The sequence below is a fragment of the Pseudokordiimonas caeni genome, assembly GCF_026719705.1.
In the GTDB taxonomy this organism is placed as follows: domain Bacteria; phylum Pseudomonadota; class Alphaproteobacteria; order Sphingomonadales; family Kordiimonadaceae; genus Gimibacter; species Gimibacter caeni.
This window is the reverse complement of sequence record NZ_JAPPRR010000001.1, coordinates 1,801,652-1,827,271: the sequence shown is the minus strand read 5'-3', so window position 1 is coordinate 1,827,271 and position 25,620 is coordinate 1,801,652. Positions and strand designations below refer to the sequence as shown.

General features: G+C 59.8%; 21 protein-coding genes. 11 read left to right on the top strand and 10 right to left on the bottom strand.

Annotated features, from left to right (window positions below; translation table 11 throughout):
• Positions 1–27 precede the first annotated feature (27 nt).
• Together ppsA and OU694_RS08245 are read right to left on the bottom strand one after the other, a co-directional pair.
• Complete coding sequence (ppsA, locus tag OU694_RS08250) at positions 28–2,427, bottom strand: phosphoenolpyruvate synthase (RefSeq protein ID WP_308910507.1); 2,400 nt, start codon at positions 2,425–2,427, stop codon at positions 28–30.
• Positions 2,428–2,445: 18 nt separating this feature from the next.
• On the bottom strand, positions 2,446–3,156 hold the full coding sequence (locus OU694_RS08245) for a dienelactone hydrolase family protein (protein ID WP_308910506.1): 711 nt from the start codon (positions 3,154–3,156) through the stop codon (positions 2,446–2,448).
• 436 nt (positions 3,157–3,592) lie between these two features.
• On the opposite strand from OU694_RS08245, the gene OU694_RS08240 reads away from it, so the two are divergent.
• Entirely contained in the window at positions 3,593–4,327 is a 735-nt protein-coding gene (locus tag OU694_RS08240; RefSeq protein WP_308910505.1) for a response regulator, read from the top strand.
• A gap of 145 nt (positions 4,328–4,472) precedes the next feature.
• Positions 4,473–6,029: a PAS domain S-box protein gene (locus OU694_RS08235; protein ID WP_308910504.1), complete on the top strand. Its 1,557-nt coding sequence runs from the start codon at positions 4,473–4,475 to the stop codon at positions 6,027–6,029.
• Between the two features lie 14 nt (positions 6,030–6,043).
• Here the strand turns inward: OU694_RS08235 and OU694_RS08230 are convergent, their stop codons facing one another.
• Positions 6,044–6,757 carry a Crp/Fnr family transcriptional regulator gene (locus tag OU694_RS08230; protein ID WP_308910503.1) on the bottom strand — a complete coding sequence of 238 codons (714 nt, stop codon included), beginning with the start codon at positions 6,755–6,757 and terminating at the stop codon, positions 6,044–6,046.
• Positions 6,758–6,983: 226 nt separating this feature from the next.
• Here OU694_RS08230 and OU694_RS08225 point away from each other — a divergent pair, with 226 nt between their 5' ends.
• The 5 genes from OU694_RS08225 (at position 6,984) to OU694_RS08205 (ending at position 9,627) form a co-directional block, all read left to right on the top strand.
• Positions 6,984–7,571: an HPF/RaiA family ribosome-associated protein gene (locus tag OU694_RS08225; RefSeq protein WP_308910502.1), complete on the top strand. Its 588-nt coding sequence runs from the start codon at positions 6,984–6,986 to the stop codon at positions 7,569–7,571.
• On the top strand, positions 7,568–8,032 hold the full coding sequence (locus OU694_RS08220) for a YbhB/YbcL family Raf kinase inhibitor-like protein (protein ID WP_308910501.1): 465 nt from the start codon (positions 7,568–7,570) through the stop codon (positions 8,030–8,032). The genes OU694_RS08225 and OU694_RS08220 overlap by 4 nt, the downstream gene beginning before the upstream one ends.
• A gap of 69 nt (positions 8,033–8,101) precedes the next feature.
• Positions 8,102–8,350, top strand: coding sequence for a hypothetical protein (locus OU694_RS08215; protein ID WP_308910500.1), 249 nt, complete (start codon positions 8,102–8,104; stop codon positions 8,348–8,350).
• 65 nt (positions 8,351–8,415) lie between these two features.
• Positions 8,416–8,844: a CBS domain-containing protein gene (locus tag OU694_RS08210; RefSeq protein WP_308910499.1), complete on the top strand. Its 429-nt coding sequence runs from the start codon at positions 8,416–8,418 to the stop codon at positions 8,842–8,844.
• 177 nt (positions 8,845–9,021) lie between these two features.
• The gene (locus OU694_RS08205; RefSeq protein WP_308910498.1) at positions 9,022–9,627 is read left to right on the top strand and encodes a hypothetical protein; all 606 of its coding nucleotides are present in this window, start codon (positions 9,022–9,024) and stop codon (positions 9,625–9,627) included.
• 33 nt (positions 9,628–9,660) lie between these two features.
• Here the strand turns inward: OU694_RS08205 and fbp are convergent, their stop codons facing one another.
• Positions 9,661–10,755: a fructose-1,6-bisphosphate aldolase/phosphatase gene (gene fbp / locus OU694_RS08200; protein WP_308910497.1), complete on the bottom strand. Its 1,095-nt coding sequence runs from the start codon at positions 10,753–10,755 to the stop codon at positions 9,661–9,663.
• Between the two features lie 153 nt (positions 10,756–10,908).
• Between fbp and OU694_RS08195 the strand changes: the two genes are divergently transcribed.
• Genes OU694_RS08195 through OU694_RS08185 form a run of 3 tightly spaced genes read left to right on the top strand, consistent with a single transcriptional unit; the run spans position 10,909 to position 13,401 of the window.
• Positions 10,909–11,370, top strand: a complete 462-nt coding sequence (locus OU694_RS08195) for a host attachment protein (protein WP_308910496.1) — start codon at positions 10,909–10,911, stop codon at positions 11,368–11,370.
• A complete protein-coding gene (locus tag OU694_RS08190; RefSeq protein ID WP_308910495.1) occupies positions 11,367–12,059 on the top strand; it encodes a phosphoribosyltransferase in 693 nt (230 codons plus the stop codon). Before OU694_RS08195 ends, OU694_RS08190 begins: the two co-directional genes overlap by 4 nt.
• The gene (locus OU694_RS08185; RefSeq protein WP_308910494.1) at positions 12,040–13,401 is read left to right on the top strand and encodes an erythromycin esterase family protein; all 1,362 of its coding nucleotides are present in this window, start codon (positions 12,040–12,042) and stop codon (positions 13,399–13,401) included. The genes OU694_RS08190 and OU694_RS08185 overlap by 20 nt, the downstream gene beginning before the upstream one ends.
• A 16-nt stretch (positions 13,402–13,417) precedes the next feature.
• On the opposite strand, the gene OU694_RS08180 is transcribed toward OU694_RS08185, so the two are convergent.
• Complete coding sequence (locus tag OU694_RS08180; protein WP_308910493.1) at positions 13,418–14,842, bottom strand: homospermidine synthase; 1,425 nt, start codon at positions 14,840–14,842, stop codon at positions 13,418–13,420.
• 129 nt (positions 14,843–14,971) lie between these two features.
• On the opposite strand from OU694_RS08180, the gene OU694_RS08175 reads away from it, so the two are divergent.
• Positions 14,972–15,976 carry a hydroxyacid dehydrogenase gene (locus OU694_RS08175; protein ID WP_308910492.1) on the top strand — a complete coding sequence of 335 codons (1,005 nt, stop codon included), beginning with the start codon at positions 14,972–14,974 and terminating at the stop codon, positions 15,974–15,976.
• Positions 15,977–16,805: 829 nt separating this feature from the next.
• Here the strand turns inward: OU694_RS08175 and OU694_RS08170 are convergent.
• From OU694_RS08170 to OU694_RS08150, 5 genes are all read right to left on the bottom strand, one after another.
• A complete protein-coding gene (locus tag OU694_RS08170; RefSeq protein ID WP_308910491.1) occupies positions 16,806–18,425 on the bottom strand; it encodes a tannase/feruloyl esterase family alpha/beta hydrolase in 1,620 nt (539 codons plus the stop codon).
• A gap of 16 nt (positions 18,426–18,441) precedes the next feature.
• Positions 18,442–19,743, bottom strand: a complete 1,302-nt coding sequence (locus tag OU694_RS08165; RefSeq protein ID WP_308910490.1) for a CitMHS family transporter — start codon at positions 19,741–19,743, stop codon at positions 18,442–18,444.
• Positions 19,744–19,838: 95 nt separating this feature from the next.
• Positions 19,839–22,592 carry a TonB-dependent receptor plug domain-containing protein gene (locus tag OU694_RS08160; protein ID WP_308910489.1) on the bottom strand — a complete coding sequence of 918 codons (2,754 nt, stop codon included), beginning with the start codon at positions 22,590–22,592 and terminating at the stop codon, positions 19,839–19,841.
• Between the two features lie 276 nt (positions 22,593–22,868).
• Entirely contained in the window at positions 22,869–24,155 is a 1,287-nt protein-coding gene (locus tag OU694_RS08155) for a serine hydrolase domain-containing protein (RefSeq protein WP_308910488.1), read from the bottom strand.
• Positions 24,152–25,366, bottom strand: coding sequence for a CaiB/BaiF CoA transferase family protein (locus tag OU694_RS08150; RefSeq protein WP_308910487.1), 1,215 nt, complete (start codon positions 25,364–25,366; stop codon positions 24,152–24,154). The genes OU694_RS08155 and OU694_RS08150 overlap by 4 nt, the downstream gene beginning before the upstream one ends.
• Between the last annotated feature and the right edge of the window lie 254 nt (positions 25,367–25,620).

Below are 25,620 nucleotides of genomic sequence, written 5' to 3'. Positions count from 1 at the left end.
CCGGGTGAAACCGTCAGTTCGCAGGGTTCACGCCCCGTAGGACTCGAATTTTTCGGGATTTTTCTCGACAGCCGCAACTTCCGTCTTCACGGAGAGGAAGCTGTCGGGATTGACCGACATCGAGTCGATGCCGGATTCGACAAGGAACTGGGCAAAGTCCGGGTGGTCGCTCGGTGCCTGCCCGCACAGGCCAACCTCGATGCCCACCTTGTGGGCCCTGCCGATCACGGTGGTGATCGATCGGGTGACGGCCGGGTCATGCTCGCTGAAAAGCGGTGCGAGCAGGGCGCTGTCGCGGTCGATCCCGAGGGTAAGCTGGGTAAGGTCGTTGGAGCCAATCGAGAAGCCGTCGAAGCGCCGTCCGAATTCTTCGGCCAGGATCACGTTCGAGGGGATTTCGCACATCATGTAAAGCTGCAGGCCGTTCCGGCGGCGCACAAGGCCGTGGCGCGCCATCTCGGCGATCACCTTGTCTGCCTCATCAAGCGTGCGGCAGAAGGGGATCATGACCACAATATTGCTGAAGCCCAGTATCTCGCGCGCCATCCTGAGGGCCTTGCATTCCAGCGCAAAGCCATCGCGGTACCCCTCGCTATAATAGCGGCTGGCACCGCGCCAGCCGATCATCGGGTTGGGCTCATTGGGTTCGAACGGCGCGCCGCCGATGAGGGCCGCATATTCATTGGTCTTGAAATCGCTGGTGCGCACTATGACCGGCCGCGGGTGGTAGGTGGCGGCGAGGCGGGCAATACCGCGCGCCAGGCGTTCGACAAAATAATCCTCCCGCGAGTCATAGCCGGCTGTCAGATGTTCTATTTCCGCCCGGGCTGCGGCATCGGTCACCCGTTCGAAATGGGCAAGTGCCATGGGATGGATGCGGATATGGTTCGAGATGATGAATTCCATGCGGGCGAGGCCGATCCCGTCACACGGCAACTGCCACCAGCGAAAGGCTGCGGCCGGGTTGGCGAGATTGACCATCACGCGGGTCCGGGTTTCGGGGATGTCACGCAGGTCAATTTCCGTCACTTCGAACGGTATCTTGCCGGCATACACGTGGCCGTCGGCCCCACCTGCGCAGGAAACGGTGACGATATCGCCGTCCCTGAGCTTCGTCGTCGCATTGCCGGTGCCGACAACGGCGGTGAGCCCCAGTTCGCGGGCGACAATGGCCGCATGGCTGGTGCGGCCGCCCTGATCGGTGACAACCGCTGAAGCCCGTTTGAGGATAGGCAACCAGTCAGGGTCAGTCGTCGGGGCCACCAGAACGGCGCCGTCTGGAAACACTGTCGCGCCGGATGGGCTATCGAGCCGGCAGACGGGGCCTGTCGCAACGCTTTCCCCGACCGATTGACCGGAGACAAGTGGCACCTGTTTCGTCTTGATCCGGTAGGTACGCAGCATGCTGGCGTTGCGGCGGGCCTGCACTGTCTCTGGCCGGGCCTGCACCATATACAGCTCGCCCGTCAGGCCGTCTTTTGCCCACTCCATGTCCATCGGCTGGCCGTAATGGTTTTCAACGGCAACCGCCCATCGGGACAGCGTGAGTATTTCGTCGTCATGCAGCGCAAAGGTCCGGCGCTCGTCTTCCGGCACATCTTTCAGGCGTGTACCGCCGCCGTCGCGTTCGAACACCATGCGCTGCTTCTTCTCGCCGCAACGTTTTTCAATGATCGGCGCGAGGCCAGGCTTTTCCAGGAACGGTTTGAAGGTCATATATTCGTCCGCGTCAACCAGCCCCTGCACCACAGTTTCACCCAGCCCGAAGGCACCGCTGATCAGGATGGTTTTCGGGAAGCCGGTTTCCGTATCGATGCTGAACATCACGCCAGAACAGGCGAGATCGGCACGGACCATATGCTGGATGCCGACAGACACCGCGACAGCCAACTGGTCATAGCCATGGGTCGCGCGGTAGACGATGGCGCGATCGGTATAAAGCGAGGCGAAGCAGCGCTTCACAGCCGCAAGCACGGCCTTCTCGCCGATGACATTCAGGAAGCTTTGAAGCTGCCCGGCGAAGCTCGCTTCGGGCAGGTCTTCGGCGGTGGCGCTGCTGCGCACGGCGACGGTGGCGGGCAATCCGTTGGTGCTGAGCGTACGATAGGCCATGATGATCGCAGCCGAAAGGGCGGAGGGCAGGTCGGCCCCGGCCAGCAGGTTCCGGGCGGCGTCCCCCACCGCTGCCACATTCGAGAGGTCACCATTCAGCTTTCCCATGATATCCCGCAGGCGGCTTCGCAGGTCACCAGCGTCAAGGAATGCGCCAAATGCTTCTGCTGTGGTTGCAAACCCGTCGGGAACGCGGATGCCGAGCGGCTTCAGGACGGCGATCATCTCGCCAAGCGAAGCATTCTTGCCGCCGACACGGGCGATATCCGTGCGCCGCACATCGGCAAGCCGAATGACCAATGACCCCCGTTCCATCGTCTCTCTTCCCCTTCGTCAGCCAGCATGCCCCGATCGGTGGCCGACATGCCGCCTGAACCATTCGGCGGCCAGATGGGCCACTTCTTCGAGCTTTCCTTCTTCCTCAAACAGATGGGTGGCCCCGGTTACCACATGGATTTTCGAAGATGCGTTCAGATTGGCGAGCGCTTCTTCATTGAGCGCCAGCACCTCGGTATCCCGGCTGCCGACAATCAGCAGTGTCGGCGCCTTTACATGACGCAGATAATCGCCCGCGAGGTCGGGCCTTCCACCGCGGGAAACAATGGCGGCAACAGGATCCGTCATTTCCGCCGCCGCGATCAGCGCGGCACCCGCCCCGGTGCTGGAGCCGAAGAAGCATAACTCAAGTTGTCTTGTCGCAGGAAAGCGGTGAACCCAGCGGGCGACAGCGGCAAGGCGGGCTGCCAGCATCGGAATGTCGAAGCGCAGCCGGCGTGTCATATCGTCAATCCGGCCTTCGCTGGCCGTCAGGAGGTCGATCAGGAGAGATGCGATGCCATGCGCATGGAGAACCTCTGCGACCTGCCAGTTGCGCGGGCTGAAACGGCTGCTGCCGCTGCCGTGGGCAAAAATGACAATCCCCTTTGCACCTGAGGGAACAGTCAATCGGCCTTCGAGCGTGATACCATCGATGGGCACCTCGACATACTGGTCATGGATGCCGTCATCGAATGCCGCCGGTCTGTGCAGGGGGGATTCGGTCATGGGTCTGTTTCCGCGCGTCAATTCCTCGGCTGATCGTCTTCCAATCTAAACCGGATCGGCCTTGCCGGTATTGACCCCGATCAATGGACTGCTGTCGGCATTTCCGTCAGCAGTTGCCGGGTCGCGTCGCTCAGTTGAGGCCCGCTATCTCCGATAGCAATGTAGCAGGTGGTGGTCAAAACGGAGCGAGTCTGTCAGGTGCCGGCTAAAATAATGCGCGAAATCATGATGAAGTCATCCTTTCGGGTTGTCAGATTCTAAATAAAAGGCAACGCAACGCAGTGTCGCTGCCGAAATTATGTATGAACCGTCGACCGGGGCATTGATCGCAATCATTATTCACTGTTCTCGCGGTCTTTCTCGTGCCGCGCGATAAACTTTCATGCTACAATATCAGTATTAAGACACAACCCACTAACGAGCACTTCCTACATCAATGGACCGGATACTGGTTGTCGATGATGATCCCCGGACGCGGCAGATGTTGCAGCGTTATCTGACGGGGGAAGGCTTTGCGGTTTTGCAGGCTGGCACACTCCGTGAAGCTCGTGAGACGCTTTCGCAGGGGGCGGTCGCGCTCATCCTGCTGGATCTCAAGCTCGGTCCGGATGATGGTCTCGACCTCGCCCGCGAAATCCAGCAAAGCGGGAAGCGGGTCCCCATCATCATCCTGTCCACGCGGGACGATGTTGTTGACAAGGTGGTCGGGCTGGAGCTTGGCGCCGAAGATTATCTGACCAAACCCTATCACCTGCGCGAGTTGCTGGCCCGTATCCGCGTCGTTCTCCGGCGCCAGGATGGGCGGGAGAACGAAAGCAGGCAGCCTGCAGCACCGGGCCAGCAGGAAGGTGTGGTTCGTTTCGGAAGATGGCGCCTCGACCGCGAAAGCCGTCGATTGCTGGATGGTGACGGGATGGACGCCGGGTTGACAGTCTTCGAGTACCGGCTTCTGGAGACGCTCATCCTGCAGCCGCAACGCGTGCTCAGCCGTGAGCACCTTCTTGACCGCATCGGCGGGCGGGACTGGACACCTTTTGACCGGGCGATCGATACGCACATCAGCCGCCTCCGAAGCAAGATCGAGGAGGATCCGGGTCGCCCCGTCTTCATCCAGACCGTGCGGGGGGAGGGATATATGTTCGTGGGAAGAATTGCCCACGCTGAAACCTGACATCTCCCGCCTGAAGGCGGATTTTTACATCATTGATTGGAGTCATTCAGTCATTGGTGTTGGTGGGTTAGAATAACCCGATGTCGGGCATAAGGGCCATCTTAGGCTCCTCAAAGCCGGCAACATAATGGCGAGATCCGTAATCTTGAGCGATCCGAACGAAAATCCGAACCCCATGGCAAGTGCAGAAGGCACGTTCGAGCTGGAAGCGGCTGTTTCGAAATGGCAGGCTATCATCAATGCCGTTGTGGATGCTGTTATCCTGATCGACGACAGGGGTATCATTGCAGAAGCTAATCCCGCCACCTACCGCATGTTCGGCTACGCGGAAGAAGACGTGATCGGCCGGAATATTTCGATGCTGATGCCGGAGCCCTACCGGCACGAGCATGACGGCTATCTTCGCCATTTTCGGGAAACCGGCGAAAAAAGAATCATCGGCATAGGGCGCGAGGTGCTGGCCCAGCGCAAGGACGGAAGCATATTTCCAGTCCAGCTATCGGTCGGTCAGGCGGACTATGACGACACGCATATGTTTGTCGGCGTGCTTTACGATCTTACCGAAAACAAGCGCAATGAAGAGCATCTGCGGCAGGCCCAGAAGTCGGAAGTTATCGCCCAGGTGACGGCAGGCCTCGCCCATGATTTCAATAATCTCCTGACCGTCATCCGGGGCAATCTCGAAATGCTGGAAGGTTATATCAGTCATCCCGAAGGCCATGCCATCCTCAGTGAGGTGATGGATGCCATCGATGACGGCAGTCAGCTGATCAGGCAACTTCTCGCTTACGGCCGTCGCCAGGCGCTGCAGCCCGCGGCTGTCGACCTGAATACACTGGTCCGGCATTTCATCGGCCTCGCCCGCCGCAGTGTCAGTCCTGCTATCGATATTCGGGAGGATCTGACAGCTTCGTTGCCGAAGGTGCTGGTGGACCCCGGCCAGCTTGAAACAGCGCTTCTGAATATCATACTGAATGCCGCCGACGCGCTGGATGGCTCGGGGCGGATTACAGTGGCGACACGCCTGGATAAGGCATCATCGGGCAATAAGGGGCATGCAGGTGGATATGTAAGGCTTGAGGTGCGCGACAACGGACAAGGCATGAGCAATGATGTCCTTGCCCGTATTTTCGAGCCCTTTTTCACAACCAAGACCGCCGGCAAGGGCAGCGGCCTTGGCCTCAGCATGGTGCAGGGCTTCATAAAGCAGTCGGGCGGGGAGGTCGAGGTCCACACCGCGATCGGCGAGGGAACGACAGTCGGCCTGTTGTTGCCGGTGGCCCCCTTGGGGCATGCGGAAAATGACCGTGCGATCCTTGACGGTCAAAATGCCTTGGAACGACGGGGACATGCTGTGCTGCTCGTCGAGGACAATGCCGATATACGGCGTGTCAACAGCCGTCGCCTGCAATCGCTTGGATATGACGTCGTCGAAGCGGCGAGCAGCGAGGCCGCGCTCGCAATCCTTGCGGGCAGTCAGCCGGTTTCATTGCTTCTGGCGGATGTTGTGTTGTCCGGCGGCATGTTCGGCCATGACCTTGCCGTTGAGGCCGCACGGATAAGGCCCGGCCTCAGGATATTGCTGACAACCGGTTATGAACCGGCACGATTGGGCATTTCCCTTGATGGCTTCGAAGTCATTGAGAAGCCCTTTTCGAAAGGCGATCTGGCGCGCCGGCTGGAAACCATGCTGTGCGGGTGAGCGACCGGTGCCCGCTATGCGCAGGCACCGAGTTCCGCCACCATCTGAAGGGACGGAAGATCATTGACTGTCAGTTTGTGGCTATCCTTGCCATGAATGATGCCGGTGCGTTTGAAACGGGTGAGAACGCGGCAGACCGTCTCCTGCGTGAGCCCCAGATAATCGGCGATATCGACCCGCGTCATGGGCAGGTCTACACACGGCGTCCGCTGGCTGGTCGTGATTTCATGTTGTTTTGTACAGCATTTCAGCAGGAAAGATGCGACCCGTTCGTCCGGGCGGCGCCGCCCGAGCGACATGACATGATCCACATGCCGTTCGGCATCGTCATGAAGCGCCTTGAGGATCGCTTTTGTCAGGGCCGAAGACTGGGTCATCGCGGCGGCAACCTGAGTGATCGGATAACAATGAAGCCGGGTCTCCATGACGGCCTCGGCTGAAAAGGCTGCAAATCCGGCATATGGCATGCCGATAAAATCACCGGCGGTAAAGAAGCCGATGACCTGACGTCGACCATCGGCGAACAGACGGCTGGTTTTAACCATGCCCGTGGCGATTTCATACAGGTGGGTCAGTTCGTCGCCATCATGAAACAGGGTTCCGCCCTTGGCTACATGCCGTTCGACGGGTTTCAAAACCCCGCTGACGGCGGGGTCGATCTCGCCGAGAAAGGAACCGGTCTGGTTGCAACTGGAGGTGCTGGAGCGATTGGGGAGTGTGTTTGTCATCTGAGGTACCCTGATAAAGTCATGCCTGATCGAAAATCGGGAACTCTCTTACTGTGAGCCTGCAGAATGCAATGCGTGTGTTGCTGCGGTTTGCCGGTGCCTATGACGAATTGTTACGAATTGTTACGAAGCGGCCCTGCGCTCAACAATATGTCGTGTTGATTGTGCGCAATGACAGGGCCTCGCAGCCGCGGAATCCTTTGCTGACACCAAAGGAGTTCTGTCGATGCAAGAACAACTGCAGATCACTTTCAAAAACCTCCATGCCGCTCCTGCCGTTGTCCGGGATATCTCTGACCGGGTGGAAAAGCTGGAGCGCATTTTCCCCAATATCATTGGCTGCCGTGTGGCGGTTGAGCAGGCTCATCACCGGCAGCGAAAAGGGCGTATCTACCGGGTCACGATCAACATGCGCATTCCGGGGCACGAGATTGTGGTCGGTCATCACGGGCTGCTTCGCCCGGCACACGCCGACATCATGCAGGCCGTCCATGACGTGTTCGAGACGTTGCGCCGTCGTCTGAAGGACACCGCGCGCAAGATGGACGGTGTGGTCAAGCATCACGAAACGCCGTTTACAGGCCGGATAGCCCGCATCAGCCCCGATGGCGAGCACGGCTTTATCGAGACGCCTGAAGGCGAAATCTATTTCCACCGGAATGCCCTGATCGGAGAAGCGATCGAACAATGCGTGATCGGCGACGAGGTGCGCCTGACCTATGCCGCGGACGAAAGCCTGCATGGCTATCAGGCGACGAGCGTCCGGCCGCTCGGCAGGCATCATCATGAAGATACTTCGGGAGAACGGCCATGACGCTCGCCTTGTTCAGTCCGGCTTTTGAAAATGGTGATGCCGTACCGGTGAAATACACCTGCGAAGGCGAAAATGTCTCGCCGCCCCTCAAATGGCGGGGTGCACCGGCCGGCACGAAAAGTTTCCTGCTGATCTGTGACGATCCCGATGCGCCGCAGGGCACATTTCATCATTGGACGGCCTACAACATTCCGCCTGAGTGGCGCGACCTGCCAGAAGGGCTGACCCCCGCAACGCCCTATGTGGGCTTTGCCCAGGCAACCAACGATTTCGGCCGGACAGGTTATGGCGGGCCTTGTCCACCGAAAGGAGACAGGTCGCATCGTTACCGGTTTCGGCTGGCGGCGTTGAACAGCGAACTCAATGTGCCGGATGTCTGGATGGGAAGCGCGGAAATCGAGGCGCTGGCCCGGCCCCACATTATTGAAACGGCAGAGGTCATCGGCCGCTTCGGGCGGTAAGGGGCTTGTTGACCGTCATCAATGCGCAGGCGCTGGCTATGTGTGAAACTCGGGTCAGGAGAGTAGGCGATGAGACAGCCTGAAACTTCCCTTACGCATGAAGATATCCGTGGCATGTGTGGTGACGTGGCCGACTGGAAGATAGCTGCCATCGAAGCGAGCGGCGCCAACGCAGATGAGCTCGCGGCGGCACTTGCATGGGTGGATGGCGGCGACGACCGCAATCACGGTGTTGTCCGTGTCATGAACGGCACGGCGTCGCAGCTTTGCGACATTCTGGCAGCGGGTGACGACATCTGGGGAGAGGGGCGCGACTAGACGCTCCCGGATACATCGAGACCAAGACAGTTTCACAACTAACTTGTCACCGAAAGGAAAAGACCATGAAAATCAATCAAGTCATGCATGCAGGCGTCGATTGGGTCAGCCCGGAAACGCCGCTATCCGCCATCGCGAAGGTGATGCGCGACCACGATATCGGCGCCGTGCCCGTCGGCGAAAAGGACAAGCTTGTCGGCATGATCACCGACCGTGACATCGTCTGCCGCGCGCTTGCCGAAGGCCGCGACATCAGCAAGCTGAAGGCGCGGGATGTGATGACCAAGGGTATCGTCTATTGCCGCACGGACGAGGATGTGGAGGACGCCATCCACCTGATGGAGCAGAAGCAGATCCGTCGTCTGCCGGTCATCGACAAGAACAAGCGCATGGTCGGGATGCTCTCCCTTGGTGATATCTCGCATCGCGTCGGTCACGAGCTTTCCGGCGAGTTGGCCGAAGCTGTCACCGCGCATCACGGTGGCCTGCTTTGATTGCCGTCAATGCAGCAGCCATCTGCAGCGGGCATGCTGGAAAAGCCTGATAGTGGACCCCGTTGTCCCTACACTCGATACCCGTGATGCGCCCGGTCGTCAGGCAATGAAAGTGCCCGCATGACGAGGGCGGATCACGGGTCCTTTTGGGAGGCGATGCCGACAGGAGCAGTTGACATGAAACAGGTATCCCCGAACAAGCAACAGGGTATTCCCGGCACCGCCACACCTGACGAGATCGCTGTGACGGTGGAGGAAGCTGTCGGTGTCTTCGACCATGCCGACTGGCTGCAGGCCGCACTTGATGACTTGCAGGAGCACGGATTCATGCGCCATGAGCTTAGCGTTTTGGCGTCGGACAAGGTTGTTGAGGAGAAACTCGGCCATATCTATCGGCGGGCGGAAGATGTGGAGGATGACCCACAGGTGCCGCGCACTGTTTTTGTTTCCGACGAAACGATGGGCGAAGCTGAAGGCGGGCTTGTAGGGCTGCCGCTCTATGCTGCGGCGATGACGGCGACAGGGCTTGTTGTGGCTTCAGGTGGAACCCTGCTGGCGGCGCTCCTTGCCGCCACACTTGCCGGCGCAGCGGGCGCCTCGCTCGGTGCACTATTGGCAAATCGCCTCGCCCGCCACCATGCCGACTATATCGAAGGCCAGATCGGGCGCGGGGGGATGGTCCTGTGGGTTCATCTCCGCTCATCTGAAAGGGCGGAATTGGCCAAGGAAATCCTCTCGCGCAACGGGGCCCGGGATATCCATACGCACAAAATAGCCGTCTAGCGGCAGCTGTTGCTGCCGTGGGCCTGTCGCGGTTCAGCGCAGTTTGAAGCGCTTGTCGAGCGCGGTGAGCCGCTCGACAATCCCCGTATATTCCAGTTCGTCCATCGGCAGCATGGCGGGGCCGAAGAAACCCTGCCGGCGCATGTCGATAGCCTTGGCGGCGCAATTGGCGCGCACGGTATCCCAGAAAGGATGGTCGAATACATCGGTCGGCCCGACAAGGCGCCCCTGATGCACGCAGAAGGCCGCACAGGTCACGATCGGCGGCCCGTCGAAATAGCTGATGGTGGAATTCAGTTGCACCGGCATCAGCGGCATATTGTGCGAGCCCCGCATCGCCCCGGCGACATAGGGGGCGAGATGATAGGGGGCGACGACCTCGCCCGTTGCCGGAAACTGTTTCTGCACCCGCACCAGCATCACCGGATCGTCCTTGCCGGTATATTTGCCCGCGATATTGTGGAGCCGGGATGTTGCGACTGCCACGGCTTGCGACCCGTCGGCGGCATAGATTGCCTCGACCACATAGCGTTCCGGGTTTCGGAGCAGGGCCGCGATATCATAAAGCTCGGCCGGGGCCTTGAGGCGGATCACCCGGTCACGTTCGGTGTTGTTCACATCCATGATCACAAATTCAAAGCCGTTGCCAAGCTCGGGCGACAGGATCAGGCCAGGCGTGTTCATGGGGTCGGTGAAGGCGAGATAAAGCGGCAGATTGAAAGCGCCGGGATCGGTCTTGTCGGCCGCGAAAAACAGGAAAGGCTCGTTCGGGCGTTCGTCGAACGTCATTTCGGCCACCGCCGGCCCCATGCCCCGCACATTGCCGGAAAAGGCATCCTTGAGGAGATCCTGCCCGGCGCCATAAAGGCCTTGCGCCTTGGCAGTTTTGGCGCCGGCCATGAGGGCCTCGAAGGCCAGGCCATGGATGCCGGCATCGTCTGCCCCGCGTTCATGCGTCATCAGGATCGCCACGTCATCGCCGGTGAAATGCACCCGGTGATCGATCAGGTATTTGTGGCCGTTCTCATGAATATGTTCCGCGACGGTTTCCAGAACCTCCGTCGAGGGCGTGAGATGCCCGCCGATCGATCCTACATCGGCCTTGATGACTGACAATGTAACGCGCATGACCCGTTCCTTTGCATATTGCGGGCCCAATGGCCCCGGTCGTGTCTGTCACCTTAGGGCGACGGGCAGCGATGGCATTGATCAGGGTCAATCTGGCCTGCCTGCCGGCATGCTATGGATTGGGCATCAGGATCCTTGATCGGAAGGCTCATCATGCACAGCAAACCGAAGCGCGAATGGATTGTACTTGCCGACGCGGCACACGCCAAAATCTACACCCGCCACTATGTCGACGGGGCACTGCAACAGCTATGGGTCATGGAGCATCCCGAAGCGCGGGCGCATCAGAGCGAGATGGGCACCGACAGGCCGGGGCATGGCCATGGCTCGGCCTCCCATCATCGCTATGCTTACGAAGACCACGCCAATTTTCCGGAGCAGGAGAGCGAGCATTTTCTGCGGTCGATCGCAAGCGAGGTGAACCGGGCGGCGAAACATGACGAGATGGACAATATCATCCTGATCGCCCTGCCAAAGACCATGGCCACCATCAAATCCGAATTCAACCGGCATACTCTCGCCAAGATTTCGGGCGAATATGCGAAAAACCTGATCGGGTTGCCCAAGGAAGCGCTTGATGAGCGCATCAAGGCGCTCGGTTCGATCGCAGAATGACTTTCGATCCCGGATTCATGTTTCGGGACAGGGTTGACGCAGGCCGCCAACTGGCGGCAGCACTGGCACCCTACGCCGGGTTTGCCGGCGGCCTTGTCCTTGCGCTGCCACGCGGCGGCGTCCCTGTCGCGGCGGAGGTCGCCTCTGAACTCCATCTTCCGCTTGATGTTTACCTCGTGCGCAAGCTCGGCGTGCCGGGCCATGAGGAACTGGCGATGGGGGCGATCGCCGCCGACAGTACGTGCGTCCTCAACAACGACATCGTTGCTGCCTTGCGGCTGGACTGGCGCCAGATCGATCCGGTCGTCGCGCGGGAGCGCGAGGAACTGGAACGCCGCAACCGGCTGTATCGCGCCGGCCGACCGCAACCTGACCTCGGTGGCCGGACGGTGATCCTTATCGACGACGGCCTGGCCACGGGGGCGACCATGAAGGCAGCTATCGGGGCGATCCGCTCGCTGCATCCCCGGAAGCTTGTTGTCGCTGTTCCGGTCGGCGCGCCTGACATCTGCAACGAGATATCTGCCCTTGTCGATCACTTGGTCTGCCTTTACCAGCCCAGCCCCTTCCAGGGAGTCGGGCGATGGTATGCGGATTTCAGCCAGACCACGGACAGTGAAGTGCTTGAACTTTTGCGACAGGCCCGTACGAGCCGGGAAGAGGCAGCAGATGTACCGGACAGACGCTGAGACCGCGGCGATCGTCGCGATAGAGAGCCAGGCATGGCTGCTCGAGGGCAGGCTCGATGATTATGATCGCATCATAGAGGCAGCACGCGACCGGCACTTTGCGCTGCTTGGTGAGGCAAGCCATGGTACGGCGGAATTTTACCGCATACGCGCCGAGATCACCATGCGTCTGATCGAGGAGGCCGGCTACGATGCCGTGGCCGTTGAGGCTGACTGGCCGGACGCTTATGAAATCAACAGATACGTGTCTGCACAGCACCCGGACATGAGTGCCGAAAGCGCTCTGAAGCGCTTCGAACGCTTCCCGACCTGGATGTGGGCCAATGAAGAAGTGCTCCATTTCATTCGCTGGCTCCACGAGCACAACATGGCGACAATCAGGAAAGGCAGCCGGGACCGCCCGGTCGGCTTCTACGGGCTCGACCTCTACAGTATGGCAACGTCGGCCCATGCGGTGATCGAGTATCTTGCCATCCATGATCCGGCAGCAGCACAGCGCGCCCGCAAACGCTATGGTTGCCTTGGTGATTTCATCCACCGGCCGCAGGCATATGGCAAGGCGATGGACTTCGGGCTGACTAAAAGCTGCGAGCATGCGATCACCGCACAACTTATCGAGCTTCGGCACAAGGCCTGGCGTTACATGAGCGACACCGGCATTGTCGACGGCGATGAATATTTCTGTGCCGAGCAGAATGCCAAGCTTGTCCGCAATGCCGAGCATTACTATCGCACGATGTTCCACGGTCGCCCCGGTTCATGGAACCTCCGCGACAGGCATATGTTCGAAACGCTTGGTGAACTGCGACAACATCTGAGCGCGAAACTCGGTCGTGAAGCCCGGATTGTCGTCTGGGCGCACAATTCCCATCTTGGCAATGCGGCCGCCACCGACATGGCGAAACGCGGAGAGTTCAATATCGGCCAGCTTGTGCGGGAAAGCCACGGCAGCGATGCATTGCTCGTCGGCTTTTCAACGAGCACGGGGGAAGTCACGGCCGCATCGGAATGGGATATGCCGGCTGCGCGGAAAATCGTGCGCAAACCTCTCCGTGAGAGCTATGAATGGCTCTTTCACCAAGTCAGGCTCAAGGCGTTTCTGCTCGATCTCGGTGCCGACACCTCAATGACCGACCTGTTGCTTGAACCACGGCTGGAACGCGCCATTGGCGTTATTTACCGGCCAGAGAGCGAGCGCCAGAGCCATTATTTCCACGCGTGCCTGCCCGAGCAGTTCGATTTCCTGATCCATATAGACGAGACCAAGGCCGTGCGCCCGCTTCATATTCCGGCGGCGTGGCACCGCGGCGAACTGGACGAGACCTGGCCGACCGGGCTCTGAGCGTCACCCGCTAAAGTCATCGCAATATCACGTTGCGGAAGCGCCATGGGTCGCTCTCGTCGATATCTTCGGGAAATATCCATTCATTGCGCCCGGTGAGGGGCGTCCAGTCTGTATAGACGCCAACAACGGGGCCGAGGTAGGGGCCTGCAATTTCCAGAATGCGTTCGAAATCCAGCTCATCGGCTTCAACGATCCCCTGTCTCGGGTTCTCGAGCGCCCAGGCCATGCCGGCAATGACGGCGGCGGTTACCTGCAATCCGGTAGCATTCTGATAGGGCGCGAGCCGCCGCGTTTCGATGATCGATAGCTGCGAGCCATACCAGTAGGCGTTCTTTTCATGGCCGTATACCAACACACCAAGCTCGTCGATGCCGCTGATGATCTCGTCATTGATGAGGCGGAACTCGGGTTGCGGACGGAAAGCGTTGCCCTGAAGTTCATGGAGCGACAACACCGCGTCGTCGCAGGGATGATAGGCATAGTGGCAGGTCGGCCGATAGAGGACATGAGGCCCGTTGCGCACAGTGAAATAGTCAGCAATCGAGATCGCCTCATTGTGCGTGATGAGATAGCCCATGGTGGGACCGGCACTGGGCGTCCATGTCCTCACCCGGGTAGCTGCACCCGGACGTTTCAGGTAAATCGCCGCACCGCAGCCTGTCTCATGCTCCCCGGCGGTATCGGGGAGAGGGCCTTCGTGCGTCCCCCAGCCGAGTTCTGCGGGTTGCATCCCTTCGCTCAGGAAGCCTTCGATTGACCAGGTGTTGACGAATTCATCCCGCTTCTTGGGGCAATAGGCGATCTGGGTGTCACGTTCGGCGATGTGAATTCCCTTGATGCCGAGTGTCATGGCGAGTTCGGCCCAGTCCTTCCGGTTTTGCGGCACCTTGGCCCGGTTGCCGCAATCCGTATTGATATCAAGAAGAGCGCGCTTGGTGAAATGACTGACAAGTCCGGGATTGGCGCCATGGGCAAGAACAGCCGTCGGGCCAGCCCCCAGTTCCGGGCGCAGGGCCAGGGCTTCTTCGCGAAGGGCATAATTCGTGCGCAGGCCCATCGGGCGGTCCGGGTCGGTGTAGCGACCGGGCCATGGTTCGATACAGGTATCGATATAAAGGGCCCCGACCTGATGACAGAAGCGGACGAGCGCAGTAGACGAGACATTCACCGACACATTGACCAGAAAACCGCCCGGCCGATTGAAAAGAGGGGCGAGGACAGCGCGCATGTTGTCGGGGTCGATCGGCTCGATCATGTGCCGGATACCGTTCGCACGGGCAATGTCCGCGCCACGGTCATCGGCGGTGACGATGGTCACGTTATCCCGGTCGAGGAGGAAGTGCCGGAGGATGAGCGGCAAGACACCCTGCGCGATCGATCCGAATCCGACGATCACGAGGGGGCCGCTGATGTGACCATGTCGGGGCCAATCGTTCACCGGCGTGCTCCACTTGGAAAGGCTGTTCCCAGCCTATCAAGGCTGCGCGGTTTGATTGTTGATCCCGGTCAATGGTTCGTCTTTCGGATCGTTGCAGGATGGGCTGACGGCACAGGGAAGGCCTCCGGAATGAAGATCTGGGTTTTCGAAACCGACGAATGGGAAGAAGACGCCTGTGTGCGTCTTGGTCAGTCGCATGATGTGCGATGTGAGCGCGGCATGCTTGACGCGCGGACGGTGGCAACCGCGTCCGATGCCGAGGTGGTGACAACCTTCATCAACTCGCGGCTGACGGCAGATGTCCTCGCCCAGATGCCGTCCTTGCGGCTGATCGCCACACGCTCGACCGGGTTCGATCATATCGATATGAATTATGCGCGCGATCATGGAATTGTCGTCTGCAATGTGCCGGACTACGGCGACCACACCGTTGCCGAGCATAGTTTCGCGCTTCTCCTGGCGCTCGCTCGCCATATTCCCGAAGCCGCCGAGCGAACAAGGCATGGCGATTTTTCGCAAGTCGGCACCTGCGGTTTTGACCTCCGCGGCAAGACACTGGGGGTGGTCGGTGTCGGCCGCATCGGCCGGCGGGTCATCGAGATAGCGCGCGGTTTCGGCATGGACGTTGTCGCCAACGACATTGCCCCGGATCCCGCGTGTGAGGCGCGGTTGGGATTCAGCTATTGCAGCCTTCCGGACCTGCTGTGCATCTCGGATATCATCAGCCTTCATGTGCCGGCCACTGCCGATACGCAGGGCCTGCTATCAGACGCAGAATTTGGCGAAATGAAGCAAGGTGCCGTCCTGATCAATACGGCACGCGGCAATGTCGTCGACACCGAGGCGCTTGTCCGCGCCCTGGCAAGCGGACGGATTGGTGCGGCAGGGCTCGATGTCTTGCCCGAGGAGCCCCTCACCCGCGATGAAGCCCAGATTTTCCGGGCCGATGTGGGCAGTAAGGCACCCGACCTGAGGGCGCTCGTCGCCAATCATGTGCTGCTGCGCTTCCCCAACGTGATCGTCACCCCGCATATCGCTTTCAACACCCGCGAAGCCAAGGCCCGGATTGTCGATACAACGATCCGGAATATTGAGGCGTTTGCGAGTGGCTCACCGCAGAACAAAGTGATTTGACCACCAGCCGGAGTGGCGCCAGCTGTGGACGCGGGCTCGCAGACCTTGGACTTGACGTTGGAATTGCTGGGAAGGTGTCAAATGTATTACGGAAATACGTGCGCAAGGCCCTTTTAAGGCATCAATTTTATTGAATTAATTAATTTTCTGACTCCGTGCGGCGGGCGGCATATTGCATTGTTGTTGAAGTAGTGAGTGTTGACCCTCGCGGATTTAAAGGGCAGCCAGTCGGAAGTTTGACCGTCATGGGCACGTTTGTTCCGAAAACTTGCCAGACTTGACCGGTATCAATACGTCATACGAGCCGTTCGCTAAATTGCTCCTGTCAATCCAAGGGAGCATTCATTCATGACCGATACACGCGCTGGAGTCGCCTTGGCCCGGCAGCTTTTGAGCCCATTGCCGCTTTTTCCCCTTAACCGGTTTCTCGATCTTTTCACGCGCCATGTCGGGCGCCGTCATCCGGCCGTCATCCGCCAGCCAAAATGATGCCGGCGATCTGATGTGTCGTTCTGGTAGTCATGGTTTACTCATGTCTGGACTATCCGTAGCCGCAGTCAGGATGGAACGTTTCAGATGAAGCGTAAAGAAGGCGTTTGCCGAGTGCCGCAATTATCACACACAAGCACGGCCAGAGGCCATGGCAGCGGCTGTTACTCAATACCGGGCCGACAAATTTTGGCGCTAAAATTCGTGCGCCAAATTTGCGCCAAGGTCTTGTAACTGATTGATATAACTATAACTCTGGTGCCGGCAGCGGGCACCAATGACGTTAAGTTATTGATTTTATTGGATTATTGCTGTCTGGCGATGCTTCTTGGGCTCGGGCTTATCGAAGGTAAGCTTGGCCGATTTCTGGCGCTTTGGGCACTGGTGACGGCCTGCACATGAAGCTGTCGGCACTCAGTGGGTCGCCTTTGCCATCAAAGACTGTCTTTTCGGGGAAAGGGCAGATTTTCCGGGAATAGGGCTTGGCCGCGACAGATCCCGGGTTTTTACCGGTCAGGAAATGGGGCGCCCTGTCGCGCTCGACCCAGTCTTCCAGGGCGGCTTGCGCATTCAGGTCAAAGGGGCCGGGGCCGCCGTAGCAATGATGCATGCCGGGCACCAGAAACAGGCGGTGGAAATCCCCGGCATCGCCGCCCATTGCCTGCTGCACGCGGGTGAAATAATGGACCGAATCCGTGGCTGGCACCACGGGGTCCGCCAGCCCGTGATACTGGATCAGTTTCCCGCCCCGCGCCCGGAAGGCCGAAAGATCAGGCGACATGGCGTTGATGAGAGGGGCGAGCTTGGCGTCGGCCTTGGCTACATCCTTGTTGAAATCGAATTCCGTCCAACGCCAGTCGGTATTGTCGAAAGCCCAATATTGCCAGAAGGATGCCCGCGCTGGAGCCTTGGGGTTTGTCGGGTCGGCCCAATAAAGGCTCCAGCCGGGCAGGGCGGCAGGGCCGCCTGACGCTTCACTGCCCGGCAGAAAACCGAAATAGATGCGCTCGCCCGTCACGGGGTTGCGGGCTCCGTCATACATCGCCCTGAGGGCGGCGACTTGGGGTGCCGTCAGGCAATCCGGGCCGTCTTCAGCTTCGCATTGCATTTCAGCAGGGTCGAACTGGCAACTGAGCGGGTCGTTGAGGAACTGGTCACCCTTCAGGCCGCCGGCCTCAGCGCCGTTGGCCGTGCCGCAGCTGGCCAGCGCGCGGGCGGCAACGGCGGGGAGTTTGGATGCGGGGATAGTAGGCTCTTCGGGGTTTTCGCGGTGGTTCTGAACAAACTGCCAGAGGAAACCGACATTCAAGTGCGTACGGTTGTGACCCGGCGCCCCGGCCAGCACGCCATCGAAATCGTCGGGATAGCGCTGCACTTCCATCAGGGCCTGATGCCCGCCGGTGGAGCAGCCCGCGAAATAGCTATAGTCAGCGTCCCGGCCATAGAAGGCTCTGACGAGTGTCTTGGCGTGGCCGACCGAGACATGGACCGCCCGGTGACCCCAGTCGACTATGGCTTCATACCGGCCTTTGGCGAAATCCGGGTCATCGCCGGTGTGGCCCGTGTCGGTGGCGACCACGGCATAGCCGCGCGACGCATAGAGCTGCAGCAGGAAATAGCTGATCGAGGAACTGTAGCCGCCGTTACCGATCATCTGCAGTCGTCCGTTCCAGCCATTGGCTGGTAGCCAGACCTCGTATCCGATACGCGACCCTTCAACGGGGGAGGCAACGCCTTCGATGCGGCAAAGCGGCGAAAGGGCCGGGGCCGTCATGCCGGGTACAGGAGACGGGGGCAGGCCTTCGAAATCACTGCCGAAGGTCGCGGTGACGCCGAACTTGTCGCCAATTGCGTCGCAAGCGCCCAGCATGTCGCCGGTACTGGCAGAAACTTGGGCAGTGCCAAGCGCGATCATGGCAACGAGCATCGAGGGCATGATGAAGGGCAGGCGCGCGGTCATCGGCTTCTCCTTCAGGTCAGGCCGCAAAGACGCCAAGCGCCATTGCCGCAAGGGTCATCACGATGGATGCCGCGAAAAGAAGCGGGATAGAAAAGCGCTGATGATCGACCAGATTCACGCCGGCAAGGCCGACAAGCAGGAAGGTCGCAGGCGTCAGGGGGCTGACCGGAAAACCGGTTGTCATCTGGCCGAGGAGAGCGCCTTGTGCAACGTGGGCAGGGTCGACGCCTGCATGGGCACCGATGCTGGCGAGGATCGGCAGCATGCCGAAATAGAAGGAGTCCGGGTCGAAAAGCAGGCTGAGCGGCATCGAAAGGAAGCCGAGGATCGTGGGCAGTTCGCTGGCAGCGGCCGCGGGCAGCAGGTCAGCGCCTGCCGCGGCCATGGCGCCGATCATGCCGGTGCCTTTCATGATGCCGGTGAAGGCACCAGCTGCAAAGAGGATGGCAGCCATCATCAGTGCCGCGACGGCGTGGCTGTCGATCTTGCGGCGCTGCTCGTCAACATCCGGGAAATTGATGACGAGTGCCCCAATCGTTCCGATCATGAAAATGACCACGGGATGGGCAAGGCCCGAAACAAGCGTGCCTATCACGGCAATCGTGAGGACAAGATTGGCGGCAAAACGTGGCGGCCGTCCGTTCCCCGCCGCGCCGTCGGTTGCTGCCCCTGCGGCCATCAGGCCGGCGGTCAGCTCTGGTGTTGCTTTCAGGCGGCGTTCTTCCCGCAGGCCCAGGAGCCATGCGCAGGCAAAGGCGAAAGCAAGCCCTGTGAGGTGGACCGCGATCAGGGGTCGGTAGAGGTCCATGATATTCATCTCGAGCGCGGTTGCCGCCCGGATGGTTGGCCCGCCCCAGGGCAGCATATTGTTCACGCCAGCCGCCATTGCGACCCCGCAGGCAAGGATGCGCCGGTCCATGCCGATCTGATCGTAAAGGGGCCTCAGGGCAGGGATAGCGATCAGGAAGGTGGAAGCGCCCGAACCGTCCAGATGCACCACACTGGCAAGAGCCACGGTACCCACCGCGATGCGGGAGGGCGAATTGCCGACGAGCGCGAGGATGCGGTTCACAAGCGGGCGGAAAAGGCCGGCATCGGACATGATGCCGAAAAAGATGATGGCAAACACGAACATTGCGGCGGTCGGGCCAACGCTTTCGATACCATCAACGATGAAACCGCTGAGTTCGGGACCAAAGCCGGTTGCCAGTCCGCCGGCGAGCGGGACAACAATCAGGGCTACGAGGGGTGACAGCCACTTTTTCAGGATGACGACAAGCAGAACAACAATCGTGGCAAGTCCGACAACAGCCAGCACAGCAAACCCCTTCCCTCTGGTCTCCCGATTCTCTTAAAGCACAAACCGTGGCCCGGTGCATCACTGACCGGGCCACGGCGGAGGGTGACGCCCGCCTAGAGCCCGACGGTCAGTCGGATATAGGCCTGGCGGCCGAGGGCATCATGGAGGGAAGGCAGATACCCCGTGAAGGCGGCCGCCGGCGGCTTGCGGTCGAAGATATTGTTGGCGCCGATGGTGACCCGCATCTGGTCGTCATCACCGAAGCTGTAGGAATACTGGGCATCGAACACTGTCCAGGATCCGATCTTTCCGCCGTTCAGGTCGTCATCAAGCGAGGACGTGTAGCGCATGGCGACGTTGGCCGCATGCTGGTCCATCGTATAGCCGACCCGAAGATTGTCGCGGAACTTGGGCGACGGCGCACCGGGGTTGCTGTTGTTCCGGCTGCCGAGCGCATCGATGACGGGCGCGTTCACACCAAGCTGAACTTCATAGGTGGTGATGAGCGTTGCCATATTATCGATGGATACGGTGCCCGACCCCAGATCGAACGAATAGTTCGCCCGGAAATCGAAGCCGTTGGTGCGTGTCCGGCCCGAGTTGAAGTAGCCGATATTGACAGCAAGCAGACGTCCGAATTCATCCCGCTCGACCCGTGGGCCGTTCGGATCGGAGTTGATCACCTGCTGGGCGGCTTCAAGCGCGATCTGATCCGAGAACTTGAAGTCGAAATAATCGAGCGACAGCAGCAGTCGGTCAATCGGCTTCACCGAAACCCCGAGATTGAGGTTGCGGGACTGTTCGGGTTGCAGATCGGGGTTCGAAACCGTGCGGATCACGCGGAACGTGCCGGTGTCGGTCGGGTCAAGCGGGTCGACGGTTTGGCCGACGCCCGAATTTACCTGGTTCGAAACCGTTTCGTCCACATCCGGCGCGCGGAACGCGGTGCTGTAGGAGCCGCGAACAGCCAGCCAGTCGGTCGGACGCCAGTTGACGCCTACCTTCGGGTCGAACGTGCTGAAGAGGCCATAGTCTTCGTAGCGGGCCGCCAGCTGGATATCGACGCTGGAGATGACCGGCAAATAAAGTTCCGAGAAGAAGGACTTGATCGTCCGCTCGCCTTCGCCCGGCAGCGATTTGCCGGTGAAGCCGAAGCGCCCGTTGACGACGGAGGCATCAAGCGAGATCGACTGGTATTCCTCGCGGATCTGGCCGCCGAAAGCTACGCCTGCGGTGCCGCCCGGCAGTTCAAAGAGATCGCCGGTGACGATCGCCTCGACATAGCGAAGTTCGGCCACCTCGCCGCGCTGGTACGGCGTGAGGACGTTATAATCCGTACGCGGATCATTATCCTGCTGGTCACGGCCGAAGGGGCTGAAATAGACGCAGTTGCCCGCACCCGCCACTTCGCTTGCTGCCGGTACGCCCATCGGCGAGATCTGGCAGTCCGGGCCGCCATAGCCGTTGAAGGCATTCTGGGCCGAGATCAGGTCGGTGTCGCTGGTGTAAAGGGTGTAATCCTCGCGGGAATAGACGCCTTTGACATCATAGTTCCAGTTCGAGAAACCGGGCAGCTCGCCCTTGATGCCGGTGACGATATGCATCGAATCAAGGTCGACCTTTTCAACCCGGTCGGGTGACATGTTGCCAAGCAGACGCCCGGCGAACGTGACATCCACACCGAACGGGTTATAGGGATTCGAATCCGGCACGACGAGCGATCCCGTGGTGATCGGGAAGCTGGCGATCCCGAAGCGTTCGGTGCCCTGCTGATAGTAGCGGCCTTCGAAGTATAGGGTGTGGTCTTCCGAAAGCTGGTAGTTCGCATCAAGATGGACAAGCGTGACGCGCGAACGTGGCTTCACCGGGTTGCGCTGCTGGTAGCTGAAGCGGCAGGCGCCATCAGGGAAAGCGCGCGATCCCGAATAGATCCCGCCGGTCGACGGATCGGTACACCAGGGATCGGCAAACTGCACCGAGCCGCCGCCATTGCGGGCCGAGATCACGTCATAAAGTTCGGAATAGTTGATCGGGCCGTTGATGCCGTTATCGATGATGACATCACCACCACCCGCCGTGGTCGGGCGCTCGGTCAGGATATAGTTGCCGGGCTGGGCAAGGCCTGAAGTGTTGTCGAAGTTGGTGACTTCGCGCTCATAACCCTGCAGTTTGTCCTGATATTCGTAGCTTGCCGACACGACGGCATGGAACTTCTCGTTCCCGCCCCCGAACATGCCTTCCACCACATAGCGCGGAGCATCGGCGATATGGGTATATTGGCCACTGAGTTTGAGGCCTTCGAATGTATCGTCGGTGATGATGTTCATGACGCCTGCGATGGCGTCGGAGCCATAGGTTGCCGATGCGCCATCAAGCACCGTTTCAACGCGCTTGACCGCGATGGTCGGGGTCAGCGCCACGAGGTTCGTGTAGCCATCGGTGTTGGCCACCCGGCGCCCGTTCATGAGGACGAGGGTGGACTGGACACCAAGGCCGCGCAGGTTGGCAGACCGGGTATCGCGGTCATCAGCGCCACCGGCTGCAAGATCCTGCGCACCGCCGACGCTGCCGATGTTGGCAGTGTTCAGCTGCAGCAGGTCGTCAACGCCGGTGAAACCGGTTCTGGCGATTTCCTGCGCGCCGACGATCAGGGTCGGCGATGACAGCGTCTCCTGGCTCGAGCGGGCAATATAGCTGCCGGTGATGACGATCTCTTCAAGCATCGCCGGCTCATCCGACGCGCCCTGTTCACTGCCGGCAGTGGACTGTGCATGTGCCGCGCCGCCGAAGATTCCGATTGCTGCCACAGTCGACAGCAGTTTTCCGCGGAACGACACTGTCCGCAGCTCATCTGAATGGATAGGCATTTTTCCTCCCCTTGTTCCCTTGGTTACGAGAAGCCAGCTTTGGCGCCCTCCCAGGCGCCGCGCTTCTGTCCCTCCCAGACGACAGAAACTTCCCGTAATTTCATCTTCAGACAGACAATTGCATTTGTTAAATTGTTTTATCGGATCGATTAATCTGTAATTTATATGATTGTATGGCGCCTCTTTTGAACGCGATAAGCCCTCCGGCCGATGACAGGCTGGAGGGCTACCGGAGGGACCGAAGTCAGCCTCCTGGGAAGCTCGCGGCAGGACAGATCAGTGTGTGATTTCCTTTGCCAAATGATTGACGAGTGAACGGAATTCAAGCGTGCGGGCCTGTTCTGTACCCGACACGATGATGTGTGTCATCAGCAGGGCAACGACCCCTGTTTTCGGGTTCACGAAGAAATAGGTGTTACCGGATCCGGACCAGCTGACGCTGCCATCCGGCTGCATGCCAAGGGCATCGGAATTGGCGTCGCCGATTGCCAGCCCATATCCGAACTGGACAGGGTTGGGCCCCCAGCCGGAGATCGTTACCTGCGATGAAAACATCTGGTCGATCAAGGCTTCGCTGACAAGCCGCTTGCCCTTGTATTCGCCCTTGCGGGCCAGCATCGTCGCGAACTTCAGATAGTCCTCTGCCGTGCCGGCAAGCGCACCGCCACCATCCAAAAGGCGGTCATGATCGCGGTAGTCGGATGTTTCCGGCTGTTCGATGGCGACAAGGCCTTCAGGCGTGGCGGCATAGCCTGTGACGAACCGGTCAAGCGCGGTGTCCTCGATGAAGAAGCCGGTCTCGTTCATCTCGAGCGGCGCGAAGATATTTTTCTGCAGGAACTGGTCCAGCCGTTCCCCACTCACCGCTTCGATAACGGCGCCAAGCACGGTGGTCGAATAGCTGTATTCGAACTTTTCACCAGGCTGGAAAAGGAGCGGCGCATGGCCGATCCGGTCCACTAGTTGGGCAAGGTTACTGGCGGGCGGGCCGTCTTCGGGCGTGCGGCCAACCGGCGTGTCACGCATGATCCCGTGCTTCCGGTAATATTGGTGAACCGGCGTGTTCCCGCTGAAATGATAGGGAATGCCCGAGGTGTGCGTCAGCAGATCATGGATGGTGATCGGGCGTTTGGCCGGCACCGTGACGATATGGTCGACATCGCCGCTGTCATAAACCTGCATGTCGGCCAAGGCCGGCAGGTAGTTGCCGACCGGATCATCAAGCTTCAGCTTGCCTTGATCCGCCAGCATGAGAATGGCGATACTGGTGATCGGCTTCGACATGGAATAGAGGCGGAAGATCGCGTCCTTGGTCAGCGGCTCCTTCTTCTCCACATCCTGATAACCGGTGACGATGTCTGCCAGCCGTTCGCCATTCTGTTCAACAATCACAATGGCGCCCGGCAGGCTGCCCTTTGCGACAAGCTGATCGAGCGCCTTTGTCGCCTCGGCGATCGGCGCGGCGGCGGCAGCCTCGTTCGAGTTTTCATTGCCCGAGCAGGCGCCGGCAGCGATTGCGGCAATGAAGGCGCCCGTCAGGGAAAGAGATTTCAGCCAGTTCATTGTGCGCCCTCCGCTTTGGTGTTTGCTGCCACGGTGCCATCGCGGAACAGCGCTTCGATTTCCTCGTCACCGAGGCCGGCTTCATCCAGTATCTCGCGGGCGTCACCGCTAAGGCCCGGGGCGGGCAGGTCCGCTGCGCCACTTGCGCCGGTCACGTTGAAGGGCGTGCGCACGCTCAGCATCTCGCCCTCACTCGGGTGCGTGAAGCGGTTGAACATGCCGACGGCATTGAGATGCGGGTCATGGAAAAGATCATCAAGCCGGTTGACGGCAGCACACGGGATATCGCGTGCCCGCAGCAACTGAAGCCATTCGTCGGTTGTCCGGGTCGGCGTGGCGCTTTCGATCATCGCGTAAAGATCATCGATGCTGCGGCTGCGCGCGGTGGGATCGGTGACCCGCTTGTCAGTCTTCATGTCTTCCCGGCCGATCAGTTCAAAGAACCTGATCCAGTGCGTGGTGGTATAGGGGATGATGCCAACAAACCCGTCCGCGGTCGGGAAGGGCTTGCGGTAAGGCGACCGCAGTCGTTCGTAGCCAGTGCCGCCCATCGGCGGCTGATAGCTGGCACCGGCCAGTTGTTCCACCAAAAGGAACGAGACAAGGCTTTCATACATCGGCGCCTCAATACAGGTTGCGGCATCGCCCCGGTTGCGGCTGGCGAGCCCGGCAAGCACACTGATGGCCAGATGCAGGCCGCCCACTTTGTCCGCCACAATGGTCGGAAGGAAACGGGGCTCGCCGTTTGCGTTGGCATTCAGGTAGGCGAGGCCGCATAGGGCCTGGATCGTGTCATCATAGGCGGGCTCGTCCGCGTTCGGGCCTTCCTGCCCGAAGCCGCTGGCGTAGCAGTAAACGAGATCCGGCTTCACCGCCTTCAGGTCTTCAAACCCGATGCCCAGCTTGTCGGCGGATTTCGGGCGCATGTTGTGGACAACCACATCAGCCTTGGCGACCAGCTTCTTGACAGCAGCCTTGCCGGCCGGCGTTGCCAGATCAATGGCGATGGAGCGCTTGTTGCGATTGCAGTTGATGAAGTTGGCGCCCATGCTGTCGCTGCGGCCGGGCCGGACATAGCGGAACACGTCGCCTGTCAAAGGCTCCACCTTGATGACATCCGCGCCTAGGTCACCCAATATCTGCGTGGCATATGGGCCCAACACCACAGTTGTGAAATCAAGTATTCTAATTCCGTTCAGCAATCTCAACATGCAGTGACCCCATCTCGTTTTCAGGGGAGAGGTCAGACGACAGATACTGGGCAAGATGCCAGTCCCCGTGGGCTGTTGCTGGGCAACAGCGCCGTCCTCCCGTTCAGCAAAGCCTGGCCCGTGAAGGCGCTTGCTTTGCATTCTTTCCCCTCAGTCAAAAGCATTGTATGACGAACAATCTCATTGGATAAATGGATTTTACAAATCATTTAATCTGTATAGATTATGAGTGTCAAAGCTGGAATCCGGTGCTG